Below are 26,110 nucleotides of genomic sequence, written 5' to 3' on the forward strand. Positions count from 1 at the left end.
AAAGCTGATTGCTCGTAGCTTTAAGCTTTCAGCTATTAGCCTTGAAATGCTTTACTAAATTAAATCTGAAATCCGACATCCGAAGACTGATAGCTCATCGCTCAAAACTCACAGCTCATAGCTAAAATCTCACAGCTAAAAAAATGAAACAACGCTTACTTTCCTTAGATGTTTTTCGTGGCTTGACGGTCGCCATGATGATTTTGGTTAATAATCCGGGAGACTGGGGACATATTTACGCTCCACTCGAACACGCTGAATGGAATGGCTGTACACCTACCGATTTAGTATTTCCCTTTTTCCTTTTTATCGTAGGCGTTTCAATTTCCTTCGCTTTTCAAGGAAAAGTAGCAGACCGCAAAACGATTTTAAAGATTATCGAGCGAAGTATCAAACTCTTTGCTCTGGGTATTTTTCTTTCGCTTTTTCCCAAATTTGATTTTTCTATCGTCAGGATTCCGGGCGTTTTACAAAGAATTGCTATCGTTTTTTTAGTAAGTGCTATCGTTTTCCTCACGACAAAACAGCGAACTCAACAAATCATTTTTGCTTCACTTTTAATCGGCTATTGGTTACTGATGACTTTCGTACCTGTTCCCGACGCTGGTGCGGCTAATCTTGAACCAGAGCATAATTTAGGAGCGTACTTAGACAGATTATTGTTGGGCGTACCGCATTTGTACAAAGCCGTAAAAGTTTGGGACCCCGAAGGTATCCTCAGTACTTTGCCAGCCATTGCCAACGGTTTAGCGGGCGTTTTGGTGGGTACTTGGCTACAACGAAACGATAAAAGTGTTTCTGAACGACTAATGTATATTTATTTTTATGGAAGTATCGCTTTGGCATTAGCTTGGGCTTGGGATGCCGCAGGTTTTCCTATCAACAAATCTTTGTGGACGAGTTCATATTCACTTTGGACGATTGGCTTGGCGATGTTTTTCTTGGCAGGATTTTATTGGTTGATAGATGTAAAAGGCTATAAATTTTGGACAAAACCCTTTGTCGTTTACGGCGTAAATGCTATTACAGTTTTCTTTTTATCAGGCTTAATTCCAAGAATTATGAACATGATAAAAGTAGAAATGCCCGATGGCGAAAAAGTAAGTTCGATTACTTGGCTGTATCAATCTTTTATTGTGCCATTCTTTAGCGAGCCAAAGAATGCTTCTTTGGCAGGAGCAATCACTTTTGTACTGATTTGGTTAGGAATTTTGTGGGCGATGTACGAGAAGAAAATTATTGTGAAAGTATAAAAAAGGAGGAGGGACAAAATAGGAGGGAAGAAATTATCAGAAATGATAAATACTTTCACGAATCCCAAATTTCCTATTGACCAGAACAAAAGTGATTGCTTGCCTAACAGCGATAAAAGCTTTTTGAATACTTTTATCGCTGCCTTAAAAAATTAAAGTACAACTACAGAATTTTCATCGTAAGAAATGCCATTTGGTACGAATTTATCTGCTTGCTCGTCGTTCAACCAAATGTCATTGTCAACTAAGTAACGGAATGCAAACTCTTTTCCAACTTCCAATTCAACAGATGCTTTGAAAGTACCATCTTTTTGTTTTTTCAATGCCGTTGGATTCCACTCATTAAAATCACCTAATACGCTTACTTTTTTAGCACCGTTTACTGTTTCAGCAGGAAGAGCAAAAGTTACTTTACAAACTGGTTTACTTTTTGAATACTGTTTAGTCAAAGCCATAATCGTGATGGGTTTTAAGATTAATATTTTTATTTATGAAATAATTCTATCGAAGGAATATTATGCTTGCGTTAAAGCAAATATAATACAAATATTCAAAAAATATTTTCACAATATCCTAATAACCAAACGATTAAATTAAAATAAAATTGAAATAGTTATATTTTAACGAAATTTTTTACTAAAATAATTTAGAATTTATATTATCGTATATCGGTGGCAATAAATCGTTACTCAAGTTGAAATACAATCGGTAAAGTGAATTTTACAGACACATTTCTGCCCGACTGTTTGCCCGGATTCCAATTTGGCATTAGCTTGATTACTCTTTCAGCTTCTTCGTCGCAACCAAAGCCCAAACCCTTCAAAACATCCACTTTTGAGATTTCTCCATTTTTCCCGATAACAAACTGCACATATACTTTTCCTCCGATACCTGCGGCTGAAGCTTTTGGAGGATAACGTAAGTTTTTTTGAAGAAACTTTGCTAAAGCTGCTTTTCCGCCAGCAAATTCAGGCATGATTTCAACAAAAAGTACTTCTTTCTCTTCTTCTTTTGCAAGCTCAACTGGCGGCGTTGGTTCAGCCGTTTTATACTTATCAGGGTCATCAACGGGGATTTCGCTTATTTCGCCTTCATGGGTGACAGAGCTAATCTGAGCATTGGTATTATTTAGTACTTCTTGGTCGGGCGGTAATTCGCTTGCTTTATCGTCTTCTACAATTTCGGGCTGGTTAAAAGCAATGGTTTTACGAATTACTTCTGCTGGTGGCGGCGGAGGTGTTGGCTGTGCTTCAATCGGAATTTCTTTGGGTGGTTCTTCGATTTTATAATCTCCCAAATCTATTTCAACAACTTGCCTTTGTTTGGCTTCAAAATTTGCCCAAATCATAGGCGTAAGTACGGCTAAACAAAACAAGCCAATGCCTGTGGCTAAAGCGATTTTAATCACTCTTTGATAATCAGAACGCAAAATATAAGCTCCATAAGCTTTGTTGCGGTTGTGGAAAACGATGTCTTCTAATGTTTCGTCTTCGGGTAATACAGTTTGATTTTCCATGATTGTAATTGTTTTGAGATTAAACTAATTTTTTAGTTGATTAAGTTTTTAAAAAACCTCAATCTTTGTTGAGGCTTTTTACAGTATTTATTTTTTCTTGGTAGTGATAATTACAACGCCATTTTTACCTTTATCACCATACTTTTCGAGAGTTTTTTTATCATTCATGATGACTATTTTTTCGAGAGTATTCAAAGAAAACTTTTTAAGCTTAGTTGCTGGTGTTTCTACTTTATTCAAAATTATTAAGGGAATTAATTTATTTTGAACTTCATTATCTTCCTGTAACATCTCTGAATGAAGAGTAATTATAAACCAACTTCTTACAGCTTTTCCCGTTTGGTAAGCAGGTTTCCAAGCTGGAAAATTTTCAATAAATAGAGGTACTTTTTTATCAATAGCTGTTGAAATACTAAAATCAGATGTAGAACCATCAGTATTTACAATAAATCGCAAATGTGCATTGTTTAAACCTATCGAAGATAAAGGCTTTATGACATTGTGTTGTAAATATTTTGACAAAGCTATTTGTCCTCCAGAATATTCAGCGGGCTTTTCTACAGCTAAGAATACTTCTGAGCTATCTTTTTTTGATTTTTGAGCATCCAAAGTTCTATCCGTGGCTTTAGATATATTGGTTGATATAACTAAAATCAGAATAACTGTAATACTTGAATTTGTAAAAACTTTTAAAAGAGCATTGTAATTGGAGGTTTTTAATAACATGGTAATTTTACTAAACATGATTTCAATAATTTACTTTTTCTTAGAAGTAATAATTACAACGTCATTTTTACCTTTTTACCATACTTTTCGAGAGTTTTTATCATTAATTACCACTATTTTTTAATGTACTTTTGATAACTTCTTCTCTTTCCAAATAAAATAAAAGGTTATTTTTTACTCAGAAAGCACAAATTTAATTGGAACTGTAAAACGGCTGTCCACTTTTTTACCTTGATGAATACCAGCTTCCCATCTTGGAACACTTTCTAACACTCGTACAGCTTCTTCATCCATGCCAAAACCTTCCCCTTTCAATACTTCAAAATTACTTGCACTACCGTCTTTTCGAACAATAAATTGAACATATACTTTACCAGAAGCATTAAGTCTTTGGGCAGAAGCTGGGTATTTTAAATGTTCTTGAAGGTATTTGGCAAAAGCTGGCATTCCACCGGGAAATTCAGCCTGATGGTCAACTCCATCAAAAACTGTGTCTTTAGTAATATTTCTTTTCTCAGGTACAGAATAGCCCATTACTATTATCTCATCCAACGTTTTTCTTCCTTTGAATTCTTTGCTTGGTTCATTTTGTATTAATTCACGAGTGCCATTTTCATTACTAACTTCTAAGCCAAAATTGACAGAAAGCACAAAATCTTCGGTTTTGTCATTTGCTTTTAAGTTTTTGAGAGAATTTAATGCACGAATTACTTCTTCGGCTAAAACTGTTCGGTCGTCTTGTGCTTCTAAGGCTTTGATATTTTGTAACGAACCTGATTTATCAAGTGTGAAGCCAACGTAAACTTTGCCAATGATTGAATTTTTTCTGGCAGATAATGGATAGAGTAAGGTTCTTTGAAGCGACTTTTTAATGATTTCTTCATTTGAATAACCTTCAGCCATTTCTTTTGCCAAAGCTGGACTAATAATAAGTGCATCAGAAATATCAATACCGTTTTCTAATAAAACTTGTTGACCAGATTTTTGGGAAGAAACTTTTACAGAAGACAAATAAGTATCACTTACTTCTGAAATCTTATCCTCAATCTTCGCCAATGATTTACTTGCCAAAGTAGCCGAAGAAAGTACAATCATGGTCATAAATAGGGGAGCGGTAAGCCCATATTTGAGCAAAGCAGTTTTGGTAGAACGTTCTTTTTGTAACATACTGATTCTAAGTTTTAGGAGTGAAGAATTGAAAAAATTATTGGTAAGCGGTATAGCTTGTACGCCAAACTGCTCTTGGAAGAGAAGCATGGCATAATGTGATTTTGAGATTTCGTTGCGGCTTGCAATTTCGTCGGCAATGAACTCATGAATTTGTTTGATAGAACTTTTGTAGAGATACACAACTGGATTGAACCAATTGAAAATAGCGATGAGTTCAAACAACATAATGTCGGCAGAATGAAGCTGACGGATATGTACAAACTCGTGCTTCATAATGGTTGAGCGATTATTCAGCGATTTACTCACAAAAAGCATATTAAAAAATGAAAAGGCCCTTTTGTTCTCTTCGCCAGCGGTTTTTGATTTCATCAGTTTCCCCAAATAGGCTAAGTTGCCACTGAAACGAGCAACGCCCAAAATAATTCCTGTGATGTACGCAAAGGCTATAATTTCACCTAAAGTCAAACCTGTTTGCTCTGTTTGTCCCGAACGGATATAAAATACTTCGGGGTCGTAAATGGTGTAAAATGTTTGAGCAACCTGTTCGGTAACAAACCAACTACGCACCCATTCCGACTGCATCAGCGGAATAAAAAACGCCAATGCTGCCGAGGCTATCAAGTAGCCACGATTGAGGTTGAAGAAGGTTTCTGAACGTAAAAGCAATTGGTAGAAACCATAAAACAATAATAAATACAGATTTACTTGGAGGAGATAACTGAGCCAATTCATAATCGTAAAATTTGGTTTTTCGGATTTTTAATAATTTAGGGGCTTTTGGTAATTACTTAATGCTCAATAGTTTTTCGTCCTCTGAGGTCATATTAACGATGGCATAACGGCGATTATTGGTAATTTTCATTTCATCTAATAAATCAATCATATTGCGATATTTTGCTTTATTGGTTGATTTTATCACGACGGTAAAATTCTCGCCAATTTTACGTTTGTAATCAAACAGTACTTGTCTGATACCTCTATCCGAAAAATCAGTTTCTTTTGGTTTTGGGTCGCATTCAACACCTTGGTAGTAGAATACTTTGTTTTGTTCGTCCAAAACCACCGTTAAAGATTCGGAGCAGCGAACTTGTGAACTGAGTTCTCCGTCTTTTTCGGGCATATTCAATTGCATAATTACTGGCTTGGCTAAGGTAGTAGTGAGCATAAAAAAAGTAATAAGTAGAAAACCTAAATCAACCATTGGAGTCATATCAATTTTTGTAGAAGATTTATGACTTCGAGTTTTTTTACTGTTGTTGTCGGACGTGGAGATTTCAGCCATGACTTTATTGGTTTTGATTAATTTTCAGAGTTTTAGGCATTATTAAGCTTCTGGCTATTAGCTTTCAGAAGTCGGATTTATGAAAAACAAAAACCCTTTTACTGATGGCATAACTCTAAGTCATGCCATCAGTAGCATTTTTATGTCAAAAATTTTTAGAGGTGTAGAGTAGGTTTTCATCGTTAAATGTAGAGATTAAAGAATTTCGTTTGTACTCAGAGTTTATTAGTTATGAGTTTTGAAATATGAATTATGAGTTGTGGCTTTTAGGCATTTTTTTCAAGTATTTTTTTGGGGAATGGCTCAAATTTTAAATCTCAAATCTCAAAGCTCGTTGCTCACAGCTAATAGCTTATTACTCTTCTTCTTTCATTTTATTAATCATGTTCAAGATTTCGTCGGCATCTTTTACGTCAATCTTTCCTTTTTTAGAAAAGAAAGAGAACAAACTTGAAAATGAGTTTTCAAAATAGCCTTCTACTAACTTTTGGGCTGCAAATGAACTGTAACTTTCTTTGCTGATAATAGGGTAATATTCGTGTGATTTTCCGAATGAATTATGGCTTACAAAACCTTTTTCTTGAAGGATTCTGATAATGGTAGAAACGGTATTGTAAGCGGGTTTGGGTTCGGGTAATTCATCAATGACATCCTTGACAAAGCCCTTTTCTAATTGCCAAAGTACTTGCATGATTTGTTCTTCGGCTTTAGTCAATTCTCTTTCTACTGCTTGCATGTTGTATTATAATTGGGGATTTGATAGCGTTTTTTGATTTACTGTGATAAATATAAAACTAATATTTTAGTTTACAAACTATTTTTTTAGTTTTTGTAATATTTTATTGAAAAAACATAAAAAAAGCGATGTTTCCACCGCTTTAGACTAATAGTTTCTCGCCGATACTCAAGATTTTTAATTTTTGATTGATTTTGCCTTCTTTTTCTAATTGCCTCAAAATCCGTTCGGGTTCAGAAAGCGGTTCGTCGGCTTGGTCGAATGTTCCGTAATGAAAAGGAATCATTATTTTAGCTTTGGTTTCGTTGAAAGCCTGCACAGCGTGTTCGGGGTCTTGATGGTTTGGCGACATAAACCAGCGTGGCGAATACGCCCCAGCACCAATCATGGCTACATCAATATTTGGAAACAAAGTAGCTACTTCTTTGAAATGACTACCATAACCCGAATCTCCGCCAAAGTAAATGGTTTTTTCTTTACTTTTTAAGACAAACGCTCCCCAAAGTCTTTCGTTGGCATCACCCAAAGAACGATTTGACCAATGTCTTGAAGGTAAAAAATAAATTTCTAAATCGTCTTTGGTTTGGTATTGTTGATACCAACCAGCTTCTTGGATTTCGTTGTTGGGAATCCATTTGCGAAGTAAAGGCATCATTTTTAAACCCGTCAAGAAAACTGCTTTTGGATTTTGGCTTTGTAATAATTTTAAACTGTCTTTATCGCAATGGTCATAATGGGCATGGGAAATCAAGATATAATCAAGTTTTTGGAGTTTTTCTGGCGAAACAGGTAATTCAGAATGACGTTTGGTTGCAGGAATTTTTCCCAAAACTGGGTCGATTAAAATTTGTTTTCCATTCAAACGAATAAAAAATGAAGCATGACCCAGCCAAACAATGATGTCGTTTTGGTCGGTCAAGAAAGTATCATTTTTGATTACTTTCAGTTGCCAAGTGTCTTCTTTTTTGAATTGCTTTTGAGGATTTTTGCTCGTCATCCATTTAAAAACAGTTCCAAATTTGTGAATAAACGGAAATTCATGATTCATAAAACGACCGTCTTGGTCAATAGGAGTACCTTCCCAAGTATCCAAAATGGTTTTTAAATTAGGATTATTTGTGCGAGTTTTAATCATTTGCGTTTTTTCAGCTTGAGTAAAAAGAATACCCCCGCTGGCTTTTGAGACCGTAGCGAGGGTAAATATTTTGTGAATGAAGTTTCTACGTTTCATCAGGGAAAGATTTTTTTCAAATTCAGTTGCCGTTTTATGATAGTAACTCGGTTGCGTGTGAAAACACACGCAACGGCTCAAAATGAAGATTTTAGACTCAGAATTAACAACTTACGCAACTGCTCAAAGCTCAAAGCTAATCGCACACAAACTTAGTTGCCGTTTTATGATAGTAACTCGGTTGCGTGTGAAAACACACGCAACGGCTGGCTCAAAGCTCATAACTCAAAGCTAAATCGCTCACAGCTATCAATAATCATAATCCAATCCAAGTACCGTTCTTAGTTCATTCATGGCAGGATTTTTCTCCGCCAAGAACTTAAACTTATCAGCTTGCGTGTAAATCAAAGTAGTATTTTCTACTTCCGAAACCACCACTTCTAAATGAATACTGCTATTTTGCAAAGCCTGTCGGATGTGCGTAAGTATTTCGGTTCTGAGCGTCGTAGTTAGTAAGTCAACTTGAATATCATTATCTACTTCTAAATGAATCGTTGTACCGTTTAACGTAAAAGCCCTGTTCAGAATAACATATTCACTAAAACGTTTTTCACTTTCCAAATGTTTGACGAGTCCATCCCAAACTACTTGTAATTCCTCCAGCGTAAAAGCTTTGTTTTGCTGTACTTGTGGCTCTTGAACGGTATTAATAACCGTTTTTTGTTCTTGAACAATCGGTTTGCCAAGTGTAGCCGTACTTCTTAATTTACCAATTTGCGGACTGATAATTTGAGTTTGGGGATTTGGATTGGGCGTAGGCGTAGCCACCGCAGCTACTTCTTTCGTTACAGCATCCTTAGCCCCTAAGTCCTTTCCCAAGCCTTCGCCCTCCTTTGCTGGTAAATTGGCTAAATTCAAAACATTGGGAATATTGGCTAATTTCAACAAACAAATTTCAACGTGTAATTTTTGATTCTTGGCTGTTTTATAATTCAAATCACAAGCCGAACCGAGGCTGAGGGCAGAAGCTAAAAATGAATAAGGAGCTTTTGCCGACTGTGCCAAATACTTTTGCTGAACGGTTTCAGATACTTCTAATAGCCTGACGGTTACGGGGTCTTTGCAAACCAAAAGATTACGGAAGTGTTCTAAAAGACCAACGATGAATTGATGTCCGTCGAAACCTTTTTTCAAAATTTCATCAAAAAGTAGGAGCGACTCAGCGATGTTGGTACTGAGTAAAGCCTCAGTCATTCTGAAATAATAATCATAATCCAGAATGTGCAAATTATCTAATACTTCCGAGTACCTGAGAATATTATCTTTTGAAAAAGTAACATTCAAATCAAACATCGAAAGAGCATCACGCAAACCACCGTCAGCTTTTTGGGCAATCAATTCCAAAGCATCCTCATCGGCTACAATGCCTTCTTGCGAAGCGATTTTTGATAAATGCTTCGTCATGTCTTGAATTTGAATTCTATTGAAATCAAAAATCTGACAACGAGACAGAATCGTCGGTAAAATTTTATGCTTTTCGGTAGTGGCTAAAATAAAAATGGCATAGGAAGGCGGTTCTTCCAAAGTTTTCAAAAAAGCATTGAAAGCACTGGTTGAAAGCATGTGAACCTCATCAATGATATAGATTTTGTACTTGCCCGACTGTGGCGGATAACGTACTTGGTCTATCAAACTACGAATATCATCTACCGAGTTATTGGAAGCGGCATCCAATTCGTGAATATTAAAAGAAGCATTATTCTGAAAAGAACGGCACGATTCGCATTCACCACAAGCTTCGGCTTCTTCGCTAAGGTTCTCACAGTTAATAGTTTTGGCTAAAATTCTGGCACAAGTGGTTTTTCCGACCCCACGAGGGCCACAAAATAAAAATGCCTGTGCCAAGTGATTGGTACGGATAGCATTTTTGAGCGTAGTGGTGATATGTGACTGACCAACTACGGAATCAAATAATTGCGGGCGATATTTTCGGGCTGAAACGACAAAGTTTTCCATACACAAATGTAGGTACAAGTGTACGATTTTTCAAATCAAGATAGGGCGATGTCGCTTTTATTATAGAAGCCTAAAAAAGAATAAGTTTAGCAGGTTTTGCTAAACTTATTGCTGTGGCGAAGCAAAATTTATCTTTCACCTATAAATTTGGTCAATGAAAAACCCCAAACTTTGTTAGTTTCTTTCAGGTAAGCATTATCTAATATATTCGCTGTGCCAATCGTATAATTGACGCTAAACTTTATACCTTCAACTATCTCATAGCCTGCGATGAGGTTTACACCCAAATCAAAGCGGTTTGCTTTGCCATTACTGAAATCATAATCGTAAGCTTTTCCGTTAAGAGTCCCTTTTCCACTAAGGGCATGAGCAGCATAAATACCAATGCCGACCGTAAAATCTTTGTTTGCTTCATAAAGTAAATTCACGGGGATTTCGATGTAGTTGACTTTGGCTTCGGTATCTGCTCCGCTTCTATAACCTTTCTGAGAAAAGAGTAAGTTGGGTTGAAGTAGTAATTTGTCAGTCAGTCTGGTTTCCAAAAGTACTCCAGCATGAAACGAAGTAAGCGATTCTGGTGTAGCACTGATAGCTCCAGAAGTGACTGAAACATTTGCCAGATTCAGACCTCCTTTCAAGCCCAAACGAGTTTGTGCTTTTGTAGCGATAGAAAAAAATGTTAAGCTTAGAACGAGTAGGATAGTTTTTTTCATTTGTGTGAGTATGATTGGGTGTTTATGAATCGAAGATAAATAAAATAGGTTTATTTTGTTGTGATTTACTCAAAAAACTTCTTCACCAAAAGGTCAAATACTTCTATCAAAATCAGGATAATGACTACCCATTCCAGACGAGTACTTTCTCGGTTTTGAAGTAAATCTGTAAAAAGTTTGAGGTTTTCTTGAACGATTTTTAATTTATAGTCAATATCTTGATAACGCATTTTTAAATCAAGGTTTCGCTTCAAACCTTTGTCGATGCGTTCTAAATGTTCGTTTTCCCACACAATGTCTGGAGCATCAAAAATGTAAAGATTATCAATAATTGAATTTTTGATGTTGAGCGTTCTACCGATAAATTTTAGTAAATCTTTCTTAGAGTGGCTGAAAGTACCTGTTCGTTCGAGTTCGTCAGTGAATTTTTGCGAATCTTGAAAAATCTCTAAAGTCAAGAATTCATAATAATCCAAAGCAACGGATTGACCGATATTTAGCATGACGATTCTGATAGAATCTTCAGTGATTTCGGGAATGGTAATGGAATTATAGCGAAGAATAAGTGAGGTTTGAGCTTCCGTCTGAAGGTCGAAATTTTCTTCAAATTTGCTCGTAACTACGTCTTCAACAAAGGTCTTTAAAAATTTCAGAAAAGTACTTTTTTCTAAATCATTAAATCCTCCGAAAACTACTACGCCATAGCTCAACAAATAGCAGTATTTGTTTTCTTCTTGTTTGTAAAAAAGTTCAGAATTATTGAATAGCAACGGTTCGTTGGTGTACTCATTTCTGAACTTTTTAAGGTTGATGACTTCTGATACTTGGTAGGCTTCAATTTTCATAATCATAGCGGGACGAATCGCTCCGTCCCTTTATTTTTTCTTTGAAATGCCAATGTAAGTAATATTAACAGAACTTGCTTTAGGCTTTAAGCTATAAGCCAGAATCTCTTTTTACTATGAAAATAGATATTTTGCCTAATGCCTAAAGCTCATAGCCTATTGCAAAATTGTTAAAATACATAATTCATAATTCAAAACTCATAATTCTACACGTTCTATCTAATCTGTCCGTCGCCAGTAATTAGCCACTTTTCAGTCACTAATTTTTCTAAAGCAAAAGGCCCACGAGCGTGAAGCTTTTGCGTAGAAATTCCGATTTCAGCACCCAAACCAAACTGTCCGCCATCGGTAAAGCGTGTGGAAGCATTGGTATAAACGGCAGCCGCATCTACTTCGGTTATGAATTTTTCGGCTAACTCATCGTTAGTCGTAATGATGGCTTCCGAGTGACGAGTAGAGTGTTTACGGATATGTTCCAAAGCTTCATCCGTATTTTTTACGGTTTTGATAGAACATTTAAAATCTGTAAATTCTTTACCAAAATCGCTGTCCTGAGCTTTTTGTAAGTAAGGATAAGCGTGTTGAGCAAGTACCTCAAAAGATACTTCATCCGCAAAAATCTCTACTTGAGCTTTGGCAAAATCTTCGATAATTAATGGTAAAAATGTATCTGAAACTGCTTCGTCAACGATGATAGTTTCTAAAGAATTACAAACCGATGGTCTTGAAATTTTGGCGTTTGCTACAATCGCTTTAGCTTTTTGCAAATCTGCCGAAGTTTCCACGTAAGTATGACAAACGCCCGCACCTGTTTCAATCGTTGGCACTAAAGAATGAGTTCGTACAAACTGAATCAAAGAAGCCGAACCACGAGGAATAATTAAATCAACAAAACGAGTTGCCGTTAATAATTCTTTCACCAATTCACGGTCGGTTGGCAACAAAGTAATACAAGCTGTACTGATGCCAAACTCTTGTAATACTTGGTGAATCAAATTGACCAAGTATGAATTTGTATCAAAAGCATCCGAACCACCACGCAAAACCACAGCGTTTCCAGAGCGAATACATAAAGCCGTTACATCAACCGTTACATTCGGGCGGGCTTCATAAATAACGCCGATTACGCCCATCGGAACGGCTACTTTTTTGATTTTTAAACCGTTATCTAAAGTTTTTTCTAATAAAGTTGCTCCAGTGGGGTCGGGGAGTACCGCTATTTCTTTAATACTTTCAGCCAATGCGTCGATACGACTTTCGTTTAAAACCAAACGGTCGTACTTGGGGTCAGATAAATCCATGCGGACTAAATCTTTCAGATTCTCAGCAATGATTTGAGCTTTGTTTTCTACTAAAACCACAGCCAAACGGTTCAGAATGGCTTTTTTCTTTTCGTCCGTCAAACGTCTCATTTCCGCAGAAGCAGCTTGTGTCTGCTCTAAAAGTGGAATGATGGTTTTGGGAAGCGTTAATGTTTCAAGTTCCATTGTTTTTATGATTAACAAAATTCAGTGTAAAGTTCGGAAAGATTTTTAGAATGTATTCAGATTTTTTGTAATATCGTTTGAACAAAGCTCAATAAATTCATGGAAATCGAAAAGAAATATACCAACGGAGAAGTAACTGTGGTTTGGCAACCTTCAAAATGTATTCATTCAACTATTTGTTTTAAAGGACTTCCTCGGGTTTTTAATCCAAGAAAACGCCCATGGGTTGCCCTTGAACATGGCGAAACCGAAGCCATTATCGAACAAGTAAAGGCTTGTCCTTCGGGGGCTATCAGTTATTTTATGAATGACGAAGGCAATCAAGAAAGCCAAGAAATTACAGATACCGTGGTGGAGGTGCTGGAAAATGGTCCACTTTTGATTTACGGAAATCTGAAAGTAAAAGATAAAGACGGCAAGGAAACATCAAAAAGCCAAACGACGGCGTTTTGTAGATGTGGGGCTTCTGAACACAAACCTTATTGTGACGGTTCGCACGTGAAAATTGCTTTTCAAGGCTAAAAAACGAAAGAATGAGTGCAAAGAATCGTCAAATTGTATTGCATATTTTGGCTTGTGTAAGTTTTATGTCTTTACCAGTCATATTTATGTCACGTACTGAAAAAACCTTTTTCGAGATGTTCAATCCATTGGGAATAAGGGTTTTTGTTTTGTACTTTTTGCTACTTGTTTACTTTTACGTCAACTACTTTGTGCTGATTCCCTTCTTATTTTTCAAAAGACAATACTTTAGTTTTGCAGGAATCCAAATCTTTATTTTTTTACTGATTATCATTTTACCAAATGCTTTTTTGCACGATTTACCTCGTGGTAAAGAATCTTTTATAGGTCCACTTCCGCCACCTTCTGAGAAAATGCTTCATGGAAATGGCTTTCCGCCTCCACCAACCGAAGGCGGAGACATCCTAACTCAAGAGGCTTTTTTCTTTTTGTTAATGCTTTCATTTTCTTTGATGTTGCGAATTAGCAATCGTTGGAAACAGACTGAAAAAGAGAAACTTAATGCAGAATTGTCGTACCTGAAAGCACAGATAAATCCTCATTTCTTGTTCAATACCCTCAACAGTATTTATGCTTTAGCGATAGAAAAATCAGACAAAACGCCCGAAGCCGTAGTGAAATTATCGGGAATGATGCGTTATGTACTCAGCGAATCCTCGAACGAATATGTTTCTTTGGAAAAAGAAATTTCCTACATTCGGAGTTACATAGATTTGCAAAGTATTCGCTTTGAAGACACAATCAATCTTAGTTTTTCGATTTCGGGAACAACGTTTGGCAAAAAAATAGCTCCACTTATTTTGATTCCTTTTATCGAAAATGCCTTCAAACACGGCATCAATGCCGAAGAAGATTCAGTCATAAAAATTGATATTTCGATTGTTGAAAATATGCTCAAATTGTATGTTTTTAATAACAAAGTAAGCATTCATCTTTCTGAAGAAAGTAAAAGTGGTGTCGGGATTTTGAATACAAGCAATCGCCTTCAATTGTTGTATGCTGGAGCTTATGAGTTAGTCATCAACGATGAAGAAAAATATTATGAAGCACATTTAACTATTCACTTGTAAAATGAAAGCCATTGCTATTGACGACGAAGTACTTGCCCTAAAAGTAATTGCTAATTTCTGTGAGAAGTTAGACTTTGTTACTTTAGAAAAGACCTTTCACAAACCCAATGAAGCCCTTCGGTATCTTGCCGAAAATGACATAGATTTACTTTTTTTAGACATCAATATGCCTGCACTGACGGGAATCGAATTGTATAAATCATTGAAAAAGAATACTTTGGTGATTTTTACAACTGCTTTTTCGGAGTATGCCGTTGAAGGTTTTAATCTGAATGCCGTCGATTATTTATTGAAACCATTTACTTTCGAACGTTTTCTACAAGGTGTCAATAAAGCTCATTATTTATTCAAAACTCAAGAAAAAACTCAAGCTGAAACAGAGCAGTATATTTTTATTCGGGCAGATTATAGCCTTCATAAAATTGCCTTGAATCAGATTTTATACATCGAAGGTTTGGACGATTATCTCAAAATTCACCTTCAAAATGCAAAGCCCATTGTTGCCAGAATAACGATGAAAGCCATGCTTGAAAAACTACCCGAAAAAGAGTACATCAGAGTACACCGCTCGTTTATTGTACCTTTTGCTCGAATTGATAGCGTTCGTAACAAAACGATTCAGTTGGGAAATGAAGAAATCCCGATTGGCGTAAGTTATGAGAAAGAGTTTTTTCAACATTTTAAATAAGATTAATCTTAGCAATCTTTTCATTCTCCGTTACAATTCCTGCATTTACCTCAATTCTTCTCATTCTCGTAATATTGATTCTCGATTTAGCGTATTCTCTGGCAAATCGGAAAATTTAATATTACGCAATCATGCTTCTTCAAACTGAGGGTAGAATTTACTTACACGAACAGCGAGGTTTTTCGGCTGGTACTGGATTCAACAGTTTCCATACTTTCAATTATGGGCAATATTTTGATGAAAGTAGAGTGCCTTTTGGTGGCTTAAAAGTTTTCAACGAAGATGTACTTGTGGCTGGCGAAAGCCTCAAAATGCAAATTCAAGAAGATTGCAAGGTGATGATTTTGCCTCTTGTAGGTGGAATAGAACTAAAACGCAAAGGTGTAGAAAGCGAGTTTTTAGGAACAGAACAAGTAGTGTTTTTTTTAGGAAAAAAAGATTCAGAATATGAAATCTGTAACCCGTATCAGGCTGAAACGGTGAGCTTTTTACAGATTTGGCTTCGTGTGGAAGAAGTATCATCAACGCTTGAAGATACTACGAAAATTGTCAGTTTTAATCTTTCGACTAAAAACGAGCTTTTGCCAATTACTACGCAACGAGATACAATTTTTATTGGTCAATATGATGGACGAACCGATGGTTCTTACAGCTTGAAAAATCCCCGAAATGGTGTTTTTGTTTTTGCGATTGCTGGAGTTTTTGAAGTGCAAGACAGGCTTTTGCATCCCAAAGACGCTTTGGCATTATGGAATTTCTCTGAGCTTGAAAACGCAGTAGTTGAATTTGAAGCCCTTTCAAATGAAGCTGTATTGCTGTTATTAGAAATACCCTTAAAGTAAACAAATCAGTAATAAAACTCCTCATTCAAAATTCATCACTCACAATTTTCTTATAATGAAACCCCTTAAATTAATTATAAAATGAAAAGAATTGATTTTTTAAAAAGAAGCTTTGGCTCACTTGGTACAGCCGCCATTGCAGTACCCATTTTAGCTGCTTGTAAAGAAGAAGAAATTACGGCTGCAAGTACCACCACTACTACTACCAGCGGTACAACTACCACTACAACACCTTCAAGTTGTTCGGTAACAAATGCAGAAACCGAAGGCCCTTTTCCAACAAAAACGCCTTCTTCTTTAGTCATCAAAGACATTACTTCTGACAGAAAAGGAACACCGCTGACGATTAATATTTATATTAGAAATGTGAACAATAGCTGTGAAATTTTAGCCAATGCGATTGTTGATATTTGGCATTGTGATGCCGCAGGCGAGTACTCGCAATATGGCGGAACAAATATGCAAAAGACCGATTATACTTCTGTAAACTTCCTAAGAGGCAGACAAAGTACAGACTCAACAGGTTTGGCGGCTTTTACAAGTATTTATCCGGGCTGGTATTCGTCAAGAGCACCTCATATTCACGTACATATTTATAATAGCTCAGGTACTTCATTGTTAGTAACACAAATTGCATTCCCAGAAGATGTAAGTGCTGTTGTGTACGCACAAGGAGTTTATGCCAGTCATGGACAGGCAGATACTAAAAATGCCAGTGATAATGTTTTCGGAGATGGTTTTACCAATGAGTTGGCAACCGTTACAGGAAGTGCTTCAGCAGGCTATGTACTTACTCATATTATTTATGTTAAAGCTTAAATTGACCAACCTCCAAGTATTGTTCGTCAATTACTTGGAGGTTTTTCTTATACCATGCCAAAAGGAAACGTAAGATTTGCTTATCGGATTGTTATCAATCAACATTCCAGCACTGCTTGGGAGAAGTACTTATGGGAAAGTACTTACCAAGAATTTCTGATGCAAGCCCAATTGTTTAATGATAAAGCCCAACCCGCCCTTACTTTTAAGGAGTTACTGAGCAAAAATGAAAAAGCAGAGCAATTACATTTTTTGGTAAGTACGGCGGCACATCCTTATATTTTACAATGGAAAGGTAAAATATATCACTTGGCTGATACTTTGGGTAATAATTTTATGCCCTTCAATTATTGTCAATTAGACATTATTGACTCAAACATCAAGGACATCAAAGCCCACGAAATTGGTCTTACCTTTTATACCCCCGTACTTTCTTTGATTGATATTTGGGAAGGTCATTACCTAATTTCTTTAGACGAAAACCTCCAAAACCTTTCAGAAGGTTTAGAAACATTGATGTACAAAATGCAAAACCGTTTGTCGATTGCGTATTTCAAGCCTATTGTTTAATAAGTTTTGCTCGTTCTACTGGAATGCCATCTAACTGATAATCTAAAATATAAGTACCTTTTGATAGATTGTCGGCATTGATAGGTAGCAGATAAGTATCAGTACTTTGAATTTCGTCCACCAATAGTTGAACTACTTTCCCGTTTAAATCATACAGCGAAAGTGTGACTTTCCCTTTTTTGAAAACTTGATATTCAATTTTTGAATCATTTTCGATAGGGTTTTTCAGAACTTTAAGCGGTGTTTCTTTGGATTGAAAAGGTTCGTTGGCAAGTGTTAAACCAAACTCGCTAAATTGTGAATCTAACCAAGAAGTACGAGTACGAATCCAATCTTTCAAGAAATCTACTTCGTTTTGGTAGGTACTTCCAATATAGTAATTTGGCCAAACATATTTGCCCATTACATTTGGCCATCGGCTGAAATTTCTCTTTAGAGCGTCTTGCAAAGGAGCTGCCGCAGAGTCTATCCACGAATTAATAGTCTCAGTTTTGAAAATAGTTTTTCGTAAGGCTATCCAACGGTTGGCAGCTTTTGCCTTAAATTCAGAATCTTGTGCTAAACGTTGCCACCAGAAAGGAGCAGGAAAAACATCACCTTGTGGAATAGCGATGTCATTAATTTTGTATTGCCAACCAGATGTTTTATATCCATCATAATAATCTGCATTGCCAAAAGCCAAGTTATAGTCCCAAGCTGGACCCATTTTAATTTTACCGCCTTTGGTATTTTTCTCTTTGTAGAAATAAGCACTCAAACGATAGCCATCTACATTTTTTACAAATTCAGTAATTAAAAAATAATCAACAAAAGTATCAATGTCGCACATTTCTCGCCATTTTGCTACTGGGCTATCAAAGTCTGGAGCTAAAAGAGCTGTTTCAAAATTATTGACATAATTTTTGATATAGTCGAATTGCTGTGTTGTAATATCTGCAAATTTTGGGTATTCAACTTGAAAAAAAGTTTTGGAATTGCCAAAAGGAGTTACATTCGTATTTGTCCAGCTTTTTGAAGTAGCACCAGACGTTTTGTCAATTTTAATAATATATCCGCCCGTTACATCGTCGCCTGTATTATCAGTAGATTTTAGGGTAGAAATATCAACTCTGTTTTTATCTTTTTTGATTTTTTCCATCAAAATGTACAAACCTTCATAGTTATTGTTAAGTACTACTTCGCAATAACGAGTACGGGTGGCATATCGCCCCATTTTGTTTACTAAGTCGTAAGTGAGTACGTCTCTCAGAAAGGTTTTGTCATTATAAGAAGCATTCAAAACCCAGTCGGATTCTTCTGGTAATCCCAAAGGGTTGATTTTTAAGCTTTTTCCTGAAACATCAGCCCAAGTTTCAAGTCCGTAAGGCTTTTTAGGGAAAAGTTCTCTGGAAGAAGAGCCTCTTTGTTCGATACCTGCCAATCCTTTATAGACATTGGCAGGGTCGTTTACGTTATTCAAACGACCATTGCCATTGTGTATAAATTCTATATTAGCTAATATTTTTGGCTCATCTGGAATAGCGTTGCCATTGGTATTTATCTTTAAAATAGGAAGATTTGAACTTGTCAGACTTTGTCCAAAACAAAAAGACGTACTTAGTAATAAAGCTATTACGAAGTTTGAAATATTCTTATTCATATAAAATTTAGGATAATTTAGAAATCATACCCTAAAGTTATATAAGAAATCGGAGTTTTTACTTCTTTATTATCTACCCCCCAACCAAGGTCATACTTCACAAAATATCCGAATATGGTAGTTCTTGCTCCTACACCATAACCAATTAAAAATGGATTACGGAAGTCGGTCACTGTGGCTTGGAATGGATTTGGCGAACCTCCTACAATAATGGTATTGAAACCATTTTTTCTGGCAAATGGACTTGCTCCTGTCCAGGCAGAGCCAACATCTGTAAAGCCAATAAATTGTAAGTTTTTGAAGAAATTACTGTAAATAGTGCCATTGTATAGATACTTGGCAACTGGAATACGAATTTCAGCATTGAATAACAAATGGCTTACGCCTGATAATTTATTGATATTAAATCCACGGAGCGGAGTGGCATAATCTAAGAAGAAAACATCTTTATTATCTACTTTGGCACTGGTACTGTTAGCTTCTAAAGGATTAAAGGGGTTACCAGTATCATTACGAGTTTCGTATTGAATATTTAACCAGTTGTCCATACCGCCCATGACAGTTTGTTTGGGCGAAAATCCAAAAGAGTGCCCACCAGAGAAGCGTCCAGCCAACACGATTCCTTTTCCAATTTTGATGTAATGACGAAGGTCAACATAAAGTCTATCAAATCCGTCAGTCTTATTTGCCAAGCCTGAGTAATGTTCAAAACGAGCTCTGAAACGAGTACCTTCCAGTGTATTCAAAGCAGTGCTAATGGTATTGTCGTAAACAAATTCAACTTTTCCACCGAGGTAATTTGAAAAACCATCAGGAGTACTTAGGTTAACCAAATCCAAAAATCTGTTTGAAGTATATGATGGCGAAAATGATACTCGTGTATTGGTATTGATTGGATACGTTGCCGAAACCGATAATCTATTGAAATGATACTTCTTCAATACACTTTCGCTTTCTTCATTAATGATTCTTCTGTCAAATCGAATGCCATAATCAATTCTGTTTGCCAAGTAAGCGTATTCGCCCCAGAAGTCAGAATTTTTTAGATTAGGAGTTACAAAAACGCCTCCTTGTAAATGATGATTTTCTAATAAATCATTCATATTGATTGTTCCTTTTAGTCCAAAACCTCTCTGTGGAAGTGGGTCTATCAAGAAATCTAAATCAGTATTATTTACCACAAATGGATTGTTGTAGTCAACAGGTGCTTTTATTTTGATATTGTCTTTTCGGCTTTGTTTTGCTGAAATGATTTTTTCTACTCTGTTCTTTTTAACGTTTTCGTTGCTATTCGTCGTAGGCGTTTTACTTACCGAAGGATTATCAAAAGCATAATTATCAGTATCTATTTCGCCTTTCTCGAATACAATTTTAGGGTTTTTGTTAGGAGTATTATTGGGTTCAACTTTAGTGGTTTTTGTATCTTCTTCATTATGACTATTTGTAGAGATATTGGCTTGACTGCTCTGTTGAATTCCGTACAAGCGAACATTTCTGAGAGTATGCGGAAGATTTACTTTATTACTAAAATCAGCATTTGCCAGATAAACAATAATTTCTTGATTGTTTTCTAATGATTTGTAAACCAAACTATTGGTAGTAGCGGTATAGTCAAAATCGTCAATGTCATTTTTGAAATTTGATACTTGCGTAACGGTAGAATCACCCGCAACTAATCGATAAATATTTCTAATGCCTTTCTCGTCGCTTAGGAAATATACGGTACTTCCGTCGGTAACAATCGGACGTGAAATTGTTCCTAACGAATCTACCAAACGTTTTAATTTAGTTGCTTGTGGTTTACCTTCGTGTAGGTACAAATCAAAACGGTTGTTCACGCTTTTATAAGTTCCTTTGTCGGCATCTAAAGTGTCTTTCAAACGATTGGACGTGAAAATCACTTTTCCTGCATTTCCAACAAATTGTGGACAAAGGTCATCGTACAAATCGTTGGTAAGTTGTTGCACTCTACCTCTTGATACTTCGTACAAAAACAAGTCGTTTTGTCCTTTACTGATGGCACTCATAATTATGGAAGTTCCATTATCAGCAATATCAAAATCTTGTACTTGGTCGAAATCCTTTAAGATTTTTCTGGCGAAAAATTTCCCTGTTAAATCTTTAGAAGTAATATCAGAATAAATACTTAAAACCATATCACCCTGATTTTCATATATCACCGCTAAAGTTCCGCCTTTCGTCCAAGATAAAAGTGGCGTATTATAATCCACTGCTTGCTTCAATGTTTTGAAGCCAGAAGTAAGCAATAAGGCTCTTTTTTTCGTTTTTACATCTAAAATTTCAACACTTGATTTCCCAAGTTCATTACGAGAATAAGCAATAAAAGCTCCGTCAGGGCTAATTTTAAACTTACTGATTTTACTACTGCTATTGAATTTATCTTCGTCAATCTTAAAATCATATTTATTGTTCTGGTAGCTACTATTTACTTGTTCAGCTCCGCTGGTATAATACTCACGCCATTCTTTGATGAATCGGCTGTAAGGCATTCCGATACTGCTTGAAATAGACGTTTGCTCGTTTCTGATAATACGAGTAAGGTTTAAAATATTAGCAATATTATCTTTTCCGTACTTTTCAGCAATGTAATTCCAAATAGACTGACCGACCAATTCGGCTTCTTTATCAGTAGTAAAATTGGGCTTTTTAATATATTTATTCGTGATGGCATCACGCATATAAGTGTCCATTTCCGTACTCCAACCCTCGGCGATGTAGCTTGTAATACCGTTGAGATACCATTCGGGTACACTGAGTAATAATGAATTTTGTAAAGATTCTTTCACACTTCCGCCATAAAGCATATCATGTACAAATACTTGTGAAATCTCTTTGGCAAGCTTTTTCTTAAAACTTGAGGCACTACCAGTATAGGCAACTTCTACACGAGATTTTGATAAATTTTCTTCACGAATTTCTTTTTCGCTCGAAAGTTTCAAGCCTACATTACTTTGGTTGAGGTCTTGCGTAGCATTGTAAACGAAAATTTTTGTTTTCGTAAAAGGAGAGTAGCCTAAAATTTCGGTAATGCGGTCGAATTCAGATTCGGCCAATTGGGCAGCTAAAGTGGCAGTAGCTTGTCCACCTTCATAAAAGTAAATTTCAAAATTCTGTGAAGCCAATACTTTCCATTTGAACGGACGGTATTGAATACGGTTTTTACCGAAAGGTTCTTGTGTAGGTAAAAAATTCTGAGCAAACGAGTAAGAAGTAGTCAGAATAAAAAATATTGGTAATAATTTTCTCATTGTTTTAGGACGAAGTTTAGGGGCTTTTCTTCGTAAAATACCATTATTTATGAAGAAATAGAAGACGTATTTACTCATAAAAAAAGAATGGTAATTCATCAATCACGAATTCCCGACCCTTAAATATAACGAAGCAAAACGATTTATATTGACTTCGGGTGAAAGTTCTTTTCCATTCACCAAAAAATCTACAAATTGTTCGGCAAAGTATGGGGCAAGTGCTACACCTTTAGAGCCTAAACCATTAAAAATGCCAATTTGTTGAAACTCTGGGTGCATTCCTATCAATGGGCGACGGTCTTTTGTAGCTGGGCGAACACCAGCCTGATGAGCCGTAACGCTGATTGCAGGTTTCATTAATTTGTGATATTTTTCAATTAACTCCTCTTTGGCTTTTTGAGTAGGGGCAAAGTCTAATTCGTGCCAGCTATAAGTAGCTCCCAAACGGAAAGTATTCGCAGAAAGTGGCACAACGAATGCTCCTTGATTAATGATTTCTGAAAGTTCAATTCCTTCAATACTGATGTCCAATACTTCACCTTTTACAGGACTGAAGGGTAAGTAGTTGAAAAATGGATTATTGACAGCTTGAAAACCTTCACAGAAAATTGTTGTACAAGTAGCCGATAGAGCTTTTTCTGGATTAAACTTTTCGGCAATAAAAACTCCTTTTTCTTGAAAATATTTTCTGAAAGCTTCCAACATTACTTTCAAATCGAGCCAGCCAGAATGTTTGGTTGTTACACCGCCCAAAGTACTATTCACAAGGTCTTTGTAGCGGATATTTTCAAATTCAACGGTAGCAAAATCATAAAAATCTGCCGATACTTTGTCACTCTTGAAATATGTTTGTACTTCTTTGTTCGGAAAGGGACGATATATGGGTACTGGATGTAAAAATTTTGCATCCAGTACTTGTTCTAATTCGGTATAAAAAACTTCAAGATGAGGAAATAACTCGTCGGCGAGCCAAGTTTTCACTAATTTTCGGCCTGTTACTGGATTATAAATACCAGCGGCAACCCGAGATGAAGAAGGGAATTCGGGGGAATCAATAATATTAATTTTTTTACCTTCACGAATGAGTAAATAGGCAAGTATCGACCCCGCCAAACCCTGTCCGACGATTAAGTAATCCAAACCTGTGGTTTCTGTTTCCATAATTTTAGGCTAATTCGCCTGTTTTTCAAGGGCTTTTTGATGTAAATCCAGAACAAAATTTACTTGTTCTTCAAGCGTCATAAACGAAGTATCCATCAATACTGCATCTTTGGCTTGTACAAGTGGTCCTTCGCTACGAGTTGAATCTATCAAATCTCTTTGTTTGAGGTTTTCGATAATTTCCTCTAAATCAACTAATTCGTTTTTTTCGAGTAATTCTTTTTGTCTTCTTTCCGCTCTGATAACGGTATCGGCAGTCATAAATACTTTCACTTCTGCATCTGGAAATACCTGTGTGCCGATGTCCCTTCCGTCCATCACTACGCCACGGTGTTTTGCCATTTGTTGCTGTTGAGCAACCATCGCTTTTCTAACGGCTGGAATGGCACTTACTTGGGCAACCATTTGTGAGATATACATTTTCCTAATTTCTTCCTCAACGTTCAAATCATTCAAATAAACATCACTTGCCCCTCTTTGTTGATTAAATACGAAACGAATGTGGATTTGACTAAGGGCTTTCTCTACCTCAGCTGTATCCGAGCTATTGATTTTTTGTTGGTGAAAGTACAAGCTTACCGCTCGATACATTGCACCAGTGTCGATAAAAGCATAACCCAATTGGGCTGCTACACGTTTGGCTGTTGTACTTTTTCCACAGCTTGAATGCCCGTCAAGAGCAATAATGACTTTTTTCATTGAAAGAGAATTTTCTAAAATAAAATGATAGAATACTAAGATTAATTGCTTTATTCGTCTGTCGAAACCTCAGTAAATAGCGGCAAAGATACTTAAATGAACCATATTCAAATTTTAAGTATCAAGCTTTTGAAAGATTAATTTTGATTCAAAAAATAAATTTCGACTAAATAATTGACAATCAAAAAAATATAAATCATGCAAATTAAAGGCAATATCATCAACATTTTTGAAAAAAGTATTTATTACGGAACAGTTGAAGTTGAACAAGGGAAAATTGTACAAATCAGAATTGAGGAAGATTCGGCGGAAAGATTGAATGAATCGTATATTCTTCCAGGTTTTGTTGATGCCCATGTACATATTGAAAGTTCGATGCTTACTCCCGTTCAATTTGCACGTTTGGCAGTAGTGCATGGCACTGTTGCAACGGTCTCAGACCCGCACGAAATTGGGAATGTACTCGGTAAAAAAGGCGTAGAATATATGATTGAAAATGCTCGACAAACGCCTTTTAAAGTATGTTTTGGAGCTCCCTCCTGTGTACCTGCTACGGTTTTTGAAACAGCGGGGGCGGTGATTACCCCAGCAAATATTGAAGAATTATTTCAGACCTATCCAGAAGTTGGCTACTTGGCAGAAGTAATGAATTTTCCGGGTGTACTAAATGCCGACCCAGATATGATGGCGAAAATTGCCTTAGCTCAGAAGTACCAAAAACCAGTAGATGGCCATGCTCCGGGTTTGCGTGGGGAAGCCGCCAAACGATACATTGAAGCAGGATGCCAAACTGACCACGAGTGTTTCACGGCAGAGGAAGCTTTAGACAAGTTAAAGTATGGTATGAAAATTTTGATACGAGAAGGCTCTGCTGCTAAAAATTTCGAGGCTTTGATTGAACTTTTACCAGAATACTATCAAAGTTTAATGTTCTGTTCGGATGATAAGCATCCAGATAATTTGGTGGAAGGGCATATCAATCAATTAGTGCTAAGAGCATTGGAAAAATTTCCTACACTTATGTTTGAAATTTTACAAGTTGCTTGTGTCAATCCTGTACTTCATTATCAATTGCCAGTAGGTTTATTGCGTGAAGGCGATTCGGCAGATTTTATTGTAGTTGAAAATCTTCATAATTTTAATATTCTTCAAACCTATTTATCAGGAGAAGTAGTGGCAGAAAATGGGATTTCATTAATTCCGAATTTAGGTAGTGAAATAGTGAATCAGTTCGACTGTAAACCCAAAACGCCTGAACAGTTTCAGATAAGGGCTGAAAGTAATGTAGTGAAGGTTATTGAGGTCTTAGATGGGCAATTGATTACGCTACAATCCGAGCATGAAATGCAAAGTTTTAATAACGTAATTCAAACTAATTTATTGCAGGACATTTTGAAGATAGCCGTTGTGAACAGATACTCGGAGGCAGATCCAGCAATAGGTTTTATCAAAAATTTTGGCTTGAAAGAAGGAGCAATTGCTTCATCAGTGGCACATGATTCACATAATATTATTGCGGTAGGCGTTGATGATGCTTCGATTGCAGCGGTTGTCAATTTAATCATTGAAGCAAAAGGCGGAGTAGCTGCAATTGCACAAAACGGAGAAAAAAAACTGTTAAAGCTACCAATTGCTGGTATTATGTCGGGAAATGATGGATATGCCGTTGCCAAAGAATATTCTGCCATAGACAAATTTGCCAAAGATTTAGGATGTACTTTGCATTCTCCCTTTATGAGTCTATCATTTATGGGGCTTTTAGTAATTCCGAAGCTAAAGCTGTCCGACCTTGGCCTGTTTGATGGAGAAAAATTTTCACTAACCAGCTTGTTTGTTAAATAATTTAACTAATTTTAACATCTCAATAACAAAATGTTATTGTTACAATTCATCAATCCAAACTAAAAAACACGCCA

The 26,110-nt window shown here is 36.3% G+C and carries 23 protein-coding genes; 8 read left to right on the forward strand and 15 right to left on the reverse strand.

Annotated elements, in window-relative coordinates; genetic code table 11:
• Window positions 1–143: 143 nt before the first annotated feature.
• On the forward strand, window positions 144–1,253 hold the full coding sequence (locus VB248_RS04120; RefSeq protein ID WP_323295470.1) for an acyltransferase family protein: 1,110 nt from the start codon (window positions 144–146) through the stop codon (window positions 1,251–1,253).
• A gap of 152 nt (window positions 1,254–1,405) precedes the next feature.
• Here VB248_RS04120 and VB248_RS04125 read toward each other — a convergent pair whose 3' ends face one another.
• The 11 genes from VB248_RS04125 to VB248_RS04175 all read right to left on the reverse strand — a co-directional run bounded on the left by VB248_RS04125 (window position 1,406) and on the right by VB248_RS04175 (window position 12,915).
• The gene (locus tag VB248_RS04125) at window positions 1,406–1,708 is read right to left on the reverse strand and encodes an isoamylase early set domain-containing protein (protein ID WP_323295471.1); all 303 of its coding nucleotides are present in this window, start codon (window positions 1,706–1,708) and stop codon (window positions 1,406–1,408) included.
• A 230-nt stretch (window positions 1,709–1,938) separates the two neighbouring features.
• Window positions 1,939–2,769, reverse strand: a complete 831-nt coding sequence (locus VB248_RS04130) for an energy transducer TonB (RefSeq protein WP_323295472.1) — start codon at window positions 2,767–2,769, stop codon at window positions 1,939–1,941.
• Between the two features lie 87 nt (window positions 2,770–2,856).
• The gene (locus VB248_RS04135; protein WP_323295473.1) at window positions 2,857–3,513 is read right to left on the reverse strand and encodes a hypothetical protein; all 657 of its coding nucleotides are present in this window, start codon (window positions 3,511–3,513) and stop codon (window positions 2,857–2,859) included.
• Between the two features lie 156 nt (window positions 3,514–3,669).
• Window positions 3,670–5,397, reverse strand: a complete 1,728-nt coding sequence (locus VB248_RS04140) for a TonB family protein (RefSeq protein ID WP_323295474.1) — start codon at window positions 5,395–5,397, stop codon at window positions 3,670–3,672.
• Between the two features lie 52 nt (window positions 5,398–5,449).
• Window positions 5,450–5,947: an ExbD/TolR family protein gene (locus VB248_RS04145; RefSeq protein ID WP_323295475.1), complete on the reverse strand. Its 498-nt coding sequence runs from the start codon at window positions 5,945–5,947 to the stop codon at window positions 5,450–5,452.
• Window positions 5,948–6,302: 355 nt separating this feature from the next.
• Window positions 6,303–6,683, reverse strand: a complete 381-nt coding sequence (locus VB248_RS04150) for a BlaI/MecI/CopY family transcriptional regulator (protein WP_323295476.1) — start codon at window positions 6,681–6,683, stop codon at window positions 6,303–6,305.
• A gap of 142 nt (window positions 6,684–6,825) precedes the next feature.
• Window positions 6,826–7,914, reverse strand: coding sequence for an MBL fold metallo-hydrolase (locus VB248_RS04155; RefSeq protein ID WP_323295477.1), 1,089 nt, complete (start codon window positions 7,912–7,914; stop codon window positions 6,826–6,828).
• A 249-nt stretch (window positions 7,915–8,163) separates the two neighbouring features.
• Entirely contained in the window at window positions 8,164–9,870 is a 1,707-nt protein-coding gene (locus tag VB248_RS04160; RefSeq protein WP_323295478.1) for a DNA polymerase III subunit gamma/tau, read from the reverse strand.
• Window positions 9,871–9,998: 128 nt separating this feature from the next.
• Window positions 9,999–10,583, reverse strand: coding sequence for a porin family protein (locus tag VB248_RS04165; RefSeq protein ID WP_323295479.1), 585 nt, complete (start codon window positions 10,581–10,583; stop codon window positions 9,999–10,001).
• A 65-nt stretch (window positions 10,584–10,648) separates the two neighbouring features.
• Entirely contained in the window at window positions 10,649–11,428 is a 780-nt protein-coding gene (locus VB248_RS04170; protein WP_323295480.1) for an RMD1 family protein, read from the reverse strand.
• Between the two features lie 215 nt (window positions 11,429–11,643).
• Window positions 11,644–12,915 carry a glutamate-5-semialdehyde dehydrogenase gene (locus VB248_RS04175; protein ID WP_323295481.1) on the reverse strand — a complete coding sequence of 424 codons (1,272 nt, stop codon included), beginning with the start codon at window positions 12,913–12,915 and terminating at the stop codon, window positions 11,644–11,646.
• A 99-nt stretch (window positions 12,916–13,014) separates the two neighbouring features.
• On the opposite strand from VB248_RS04175, the gene VB248_RS04180 reads away from it, so the two are divergent.
• From VB248_RS04180 to VB248_RS04205, 6 genes are all read left to right on the forward strand, one after another.
• Window positions 13,015–13,437 carry a (4Fe-4S)-binding protein gene (locus VB248_RS04180; RefSeq protein ID WP_323295482.1) on the forward strand — a complete coding sequence of 141 codons (423 nt, stop codon included), beginning with the start codon at window positions 13,015–13,017 and terminating at the stop codon, window positions 13,435–13,437.
• Between the two features lie 11 nt (window positions 13,438–13,448).
• Window positions 13,449–14,507 carry a sensor histidine kinase gene (locus VB248_RS04185; protein ID WP_323295483.1) on the forward strand — a complete coding sequence of 353 codons (1,059 nt, stop codon included), beginning with the start codon at window positions 13,449–13,451 and terminating at the stop codon, window positions 14,505–14,507.
• 1 nt (window position 14,508) lies between these two features.
• A complete protein-coding gene (locus VB248_RS04190; RefSeq protein WP_323295484.1) occupies window positions 14,509–15,195 on the forward strand; it encodes a LytR/AlgR family response regulator transcription factor in 687 nt (228 codons plus the stop codon).
• A gap of 131 nt (window positions 15,196–15,326) precedes the next feature.
• On the forward strand, window positions 15,327–16,037 hold the full coding sequence (locus VB248_RS04195) for a pirin family protein (protein ID WP_323295485.1): 711 nt from the start codon (window positions 15,327–15,329) through the stop codon (window positions 16,035–16,037).
• An 81-nt stretch (window positions 16,038–16,118) separates the two neighbouring features.
• Entirely contained in the window at window positions 16,119–16,856 is a 738-nt protein-coding gene (locus tag VB248_RS04200) for a dioxygenase family protein (RefSeq protein WP_323295486.1), read from the forward strand.
• Between the two features lie 54 nt (window positions 16,857–16,910).
• On the forward strand, window positions 16,911–17,426 hold the full coding sequence (locus VB248_RS04205; RefSeq protein ID WP_323295487.1) for a hypothetical protein: 516 nt from the start codon (window positions 16,911–16,913) through the stop codon (window positions 17,424–17,426).
• Here VB248_RS04205 and VB248_RS04210 read toward each other — a convergent pair.
• From VB248_RS04210 to cmk, 4 genes are all read right to left on the reverse strand, one after another.
• On the reverse strand, window positions 17,416–19,065 hold the full coding sequence (locus VB248_RS04210) for a CotH kinase family protein (protein ID WP_323295488.1): 1,650 nt from the start codon (window positions 19,063–19,065) through the stop codon (window positions 17,416–17,418). The two genes, VB248_RS04205 and VB248_RS04210, sit on opposite strands and share 11 nt — an antisense overlap.
• Before the next feature lie 17 nt (window positions 19,066–19,082).
• Window positions 19,083–22,334: a hypothetical protein gene (locus VB248_RS04215; protein WP_323295489.1), complete on the reverse strand. Its 3,252-nt coding sequence runs from the start codon at window positions 22,332–22,334 to the stop codon at window positions 19,083–19,085.
• 102 nt (window positions 22,335–22,436) lie between these two features.
• Window positions 22,437–23,495, reverse strand: a complete 1,059-nt coding sequence (locus VB248_RS04220) for an NAD(P)/FAD-dependent oxidoreductase (protein WP_323295490.1) — start codon at window positions 23,493–23,495, stop codon at window positions 22,437–22,439.
• Window positions 23,496–23,504: 9 nt separating this feature from the next.
• A complete protein-coding gene (gene cmk, locus VB248_RS04225; RefSeq protein WP_323295491.1) occupies window positions 23,505–24,194 on the reverse strand; it encodes a (d)CMP kinase in 690 nt (229 codons plus the stop codon).
• A gap of 198 nt (window positions 24,195–24,392) precedes the next feature.
• Here cmk and ade point away from each other — a divergent pair, with 198 nt between their 5' ends.
• Window positions 24,393–26,036 carry an adenine deaminase gene (ade, locus tag VB248_RS04230; protein WP_323295492.1) on the forward strand — a complete coding sequence of 548 codons (1,644 nt, stop codon included), beginning with the start codon at window positions 24,393–24,395 and terminating at the stop codon, window positions 26,034–26,036.
• The last annotated feature ends 74 nt before the right edge of the window (window positions 26,037–26,110 follow it).

The organism is Arcicella rigui (genome assembly GCF_034929435.1).
In the GTDB taxonomy this organism is placed as follows: domain Bacteria; phylum Bacteroidota; class Bacteroidia; order Cytophagales; family Spirosomataceae; genus Arcicella; species Arcicella rigui.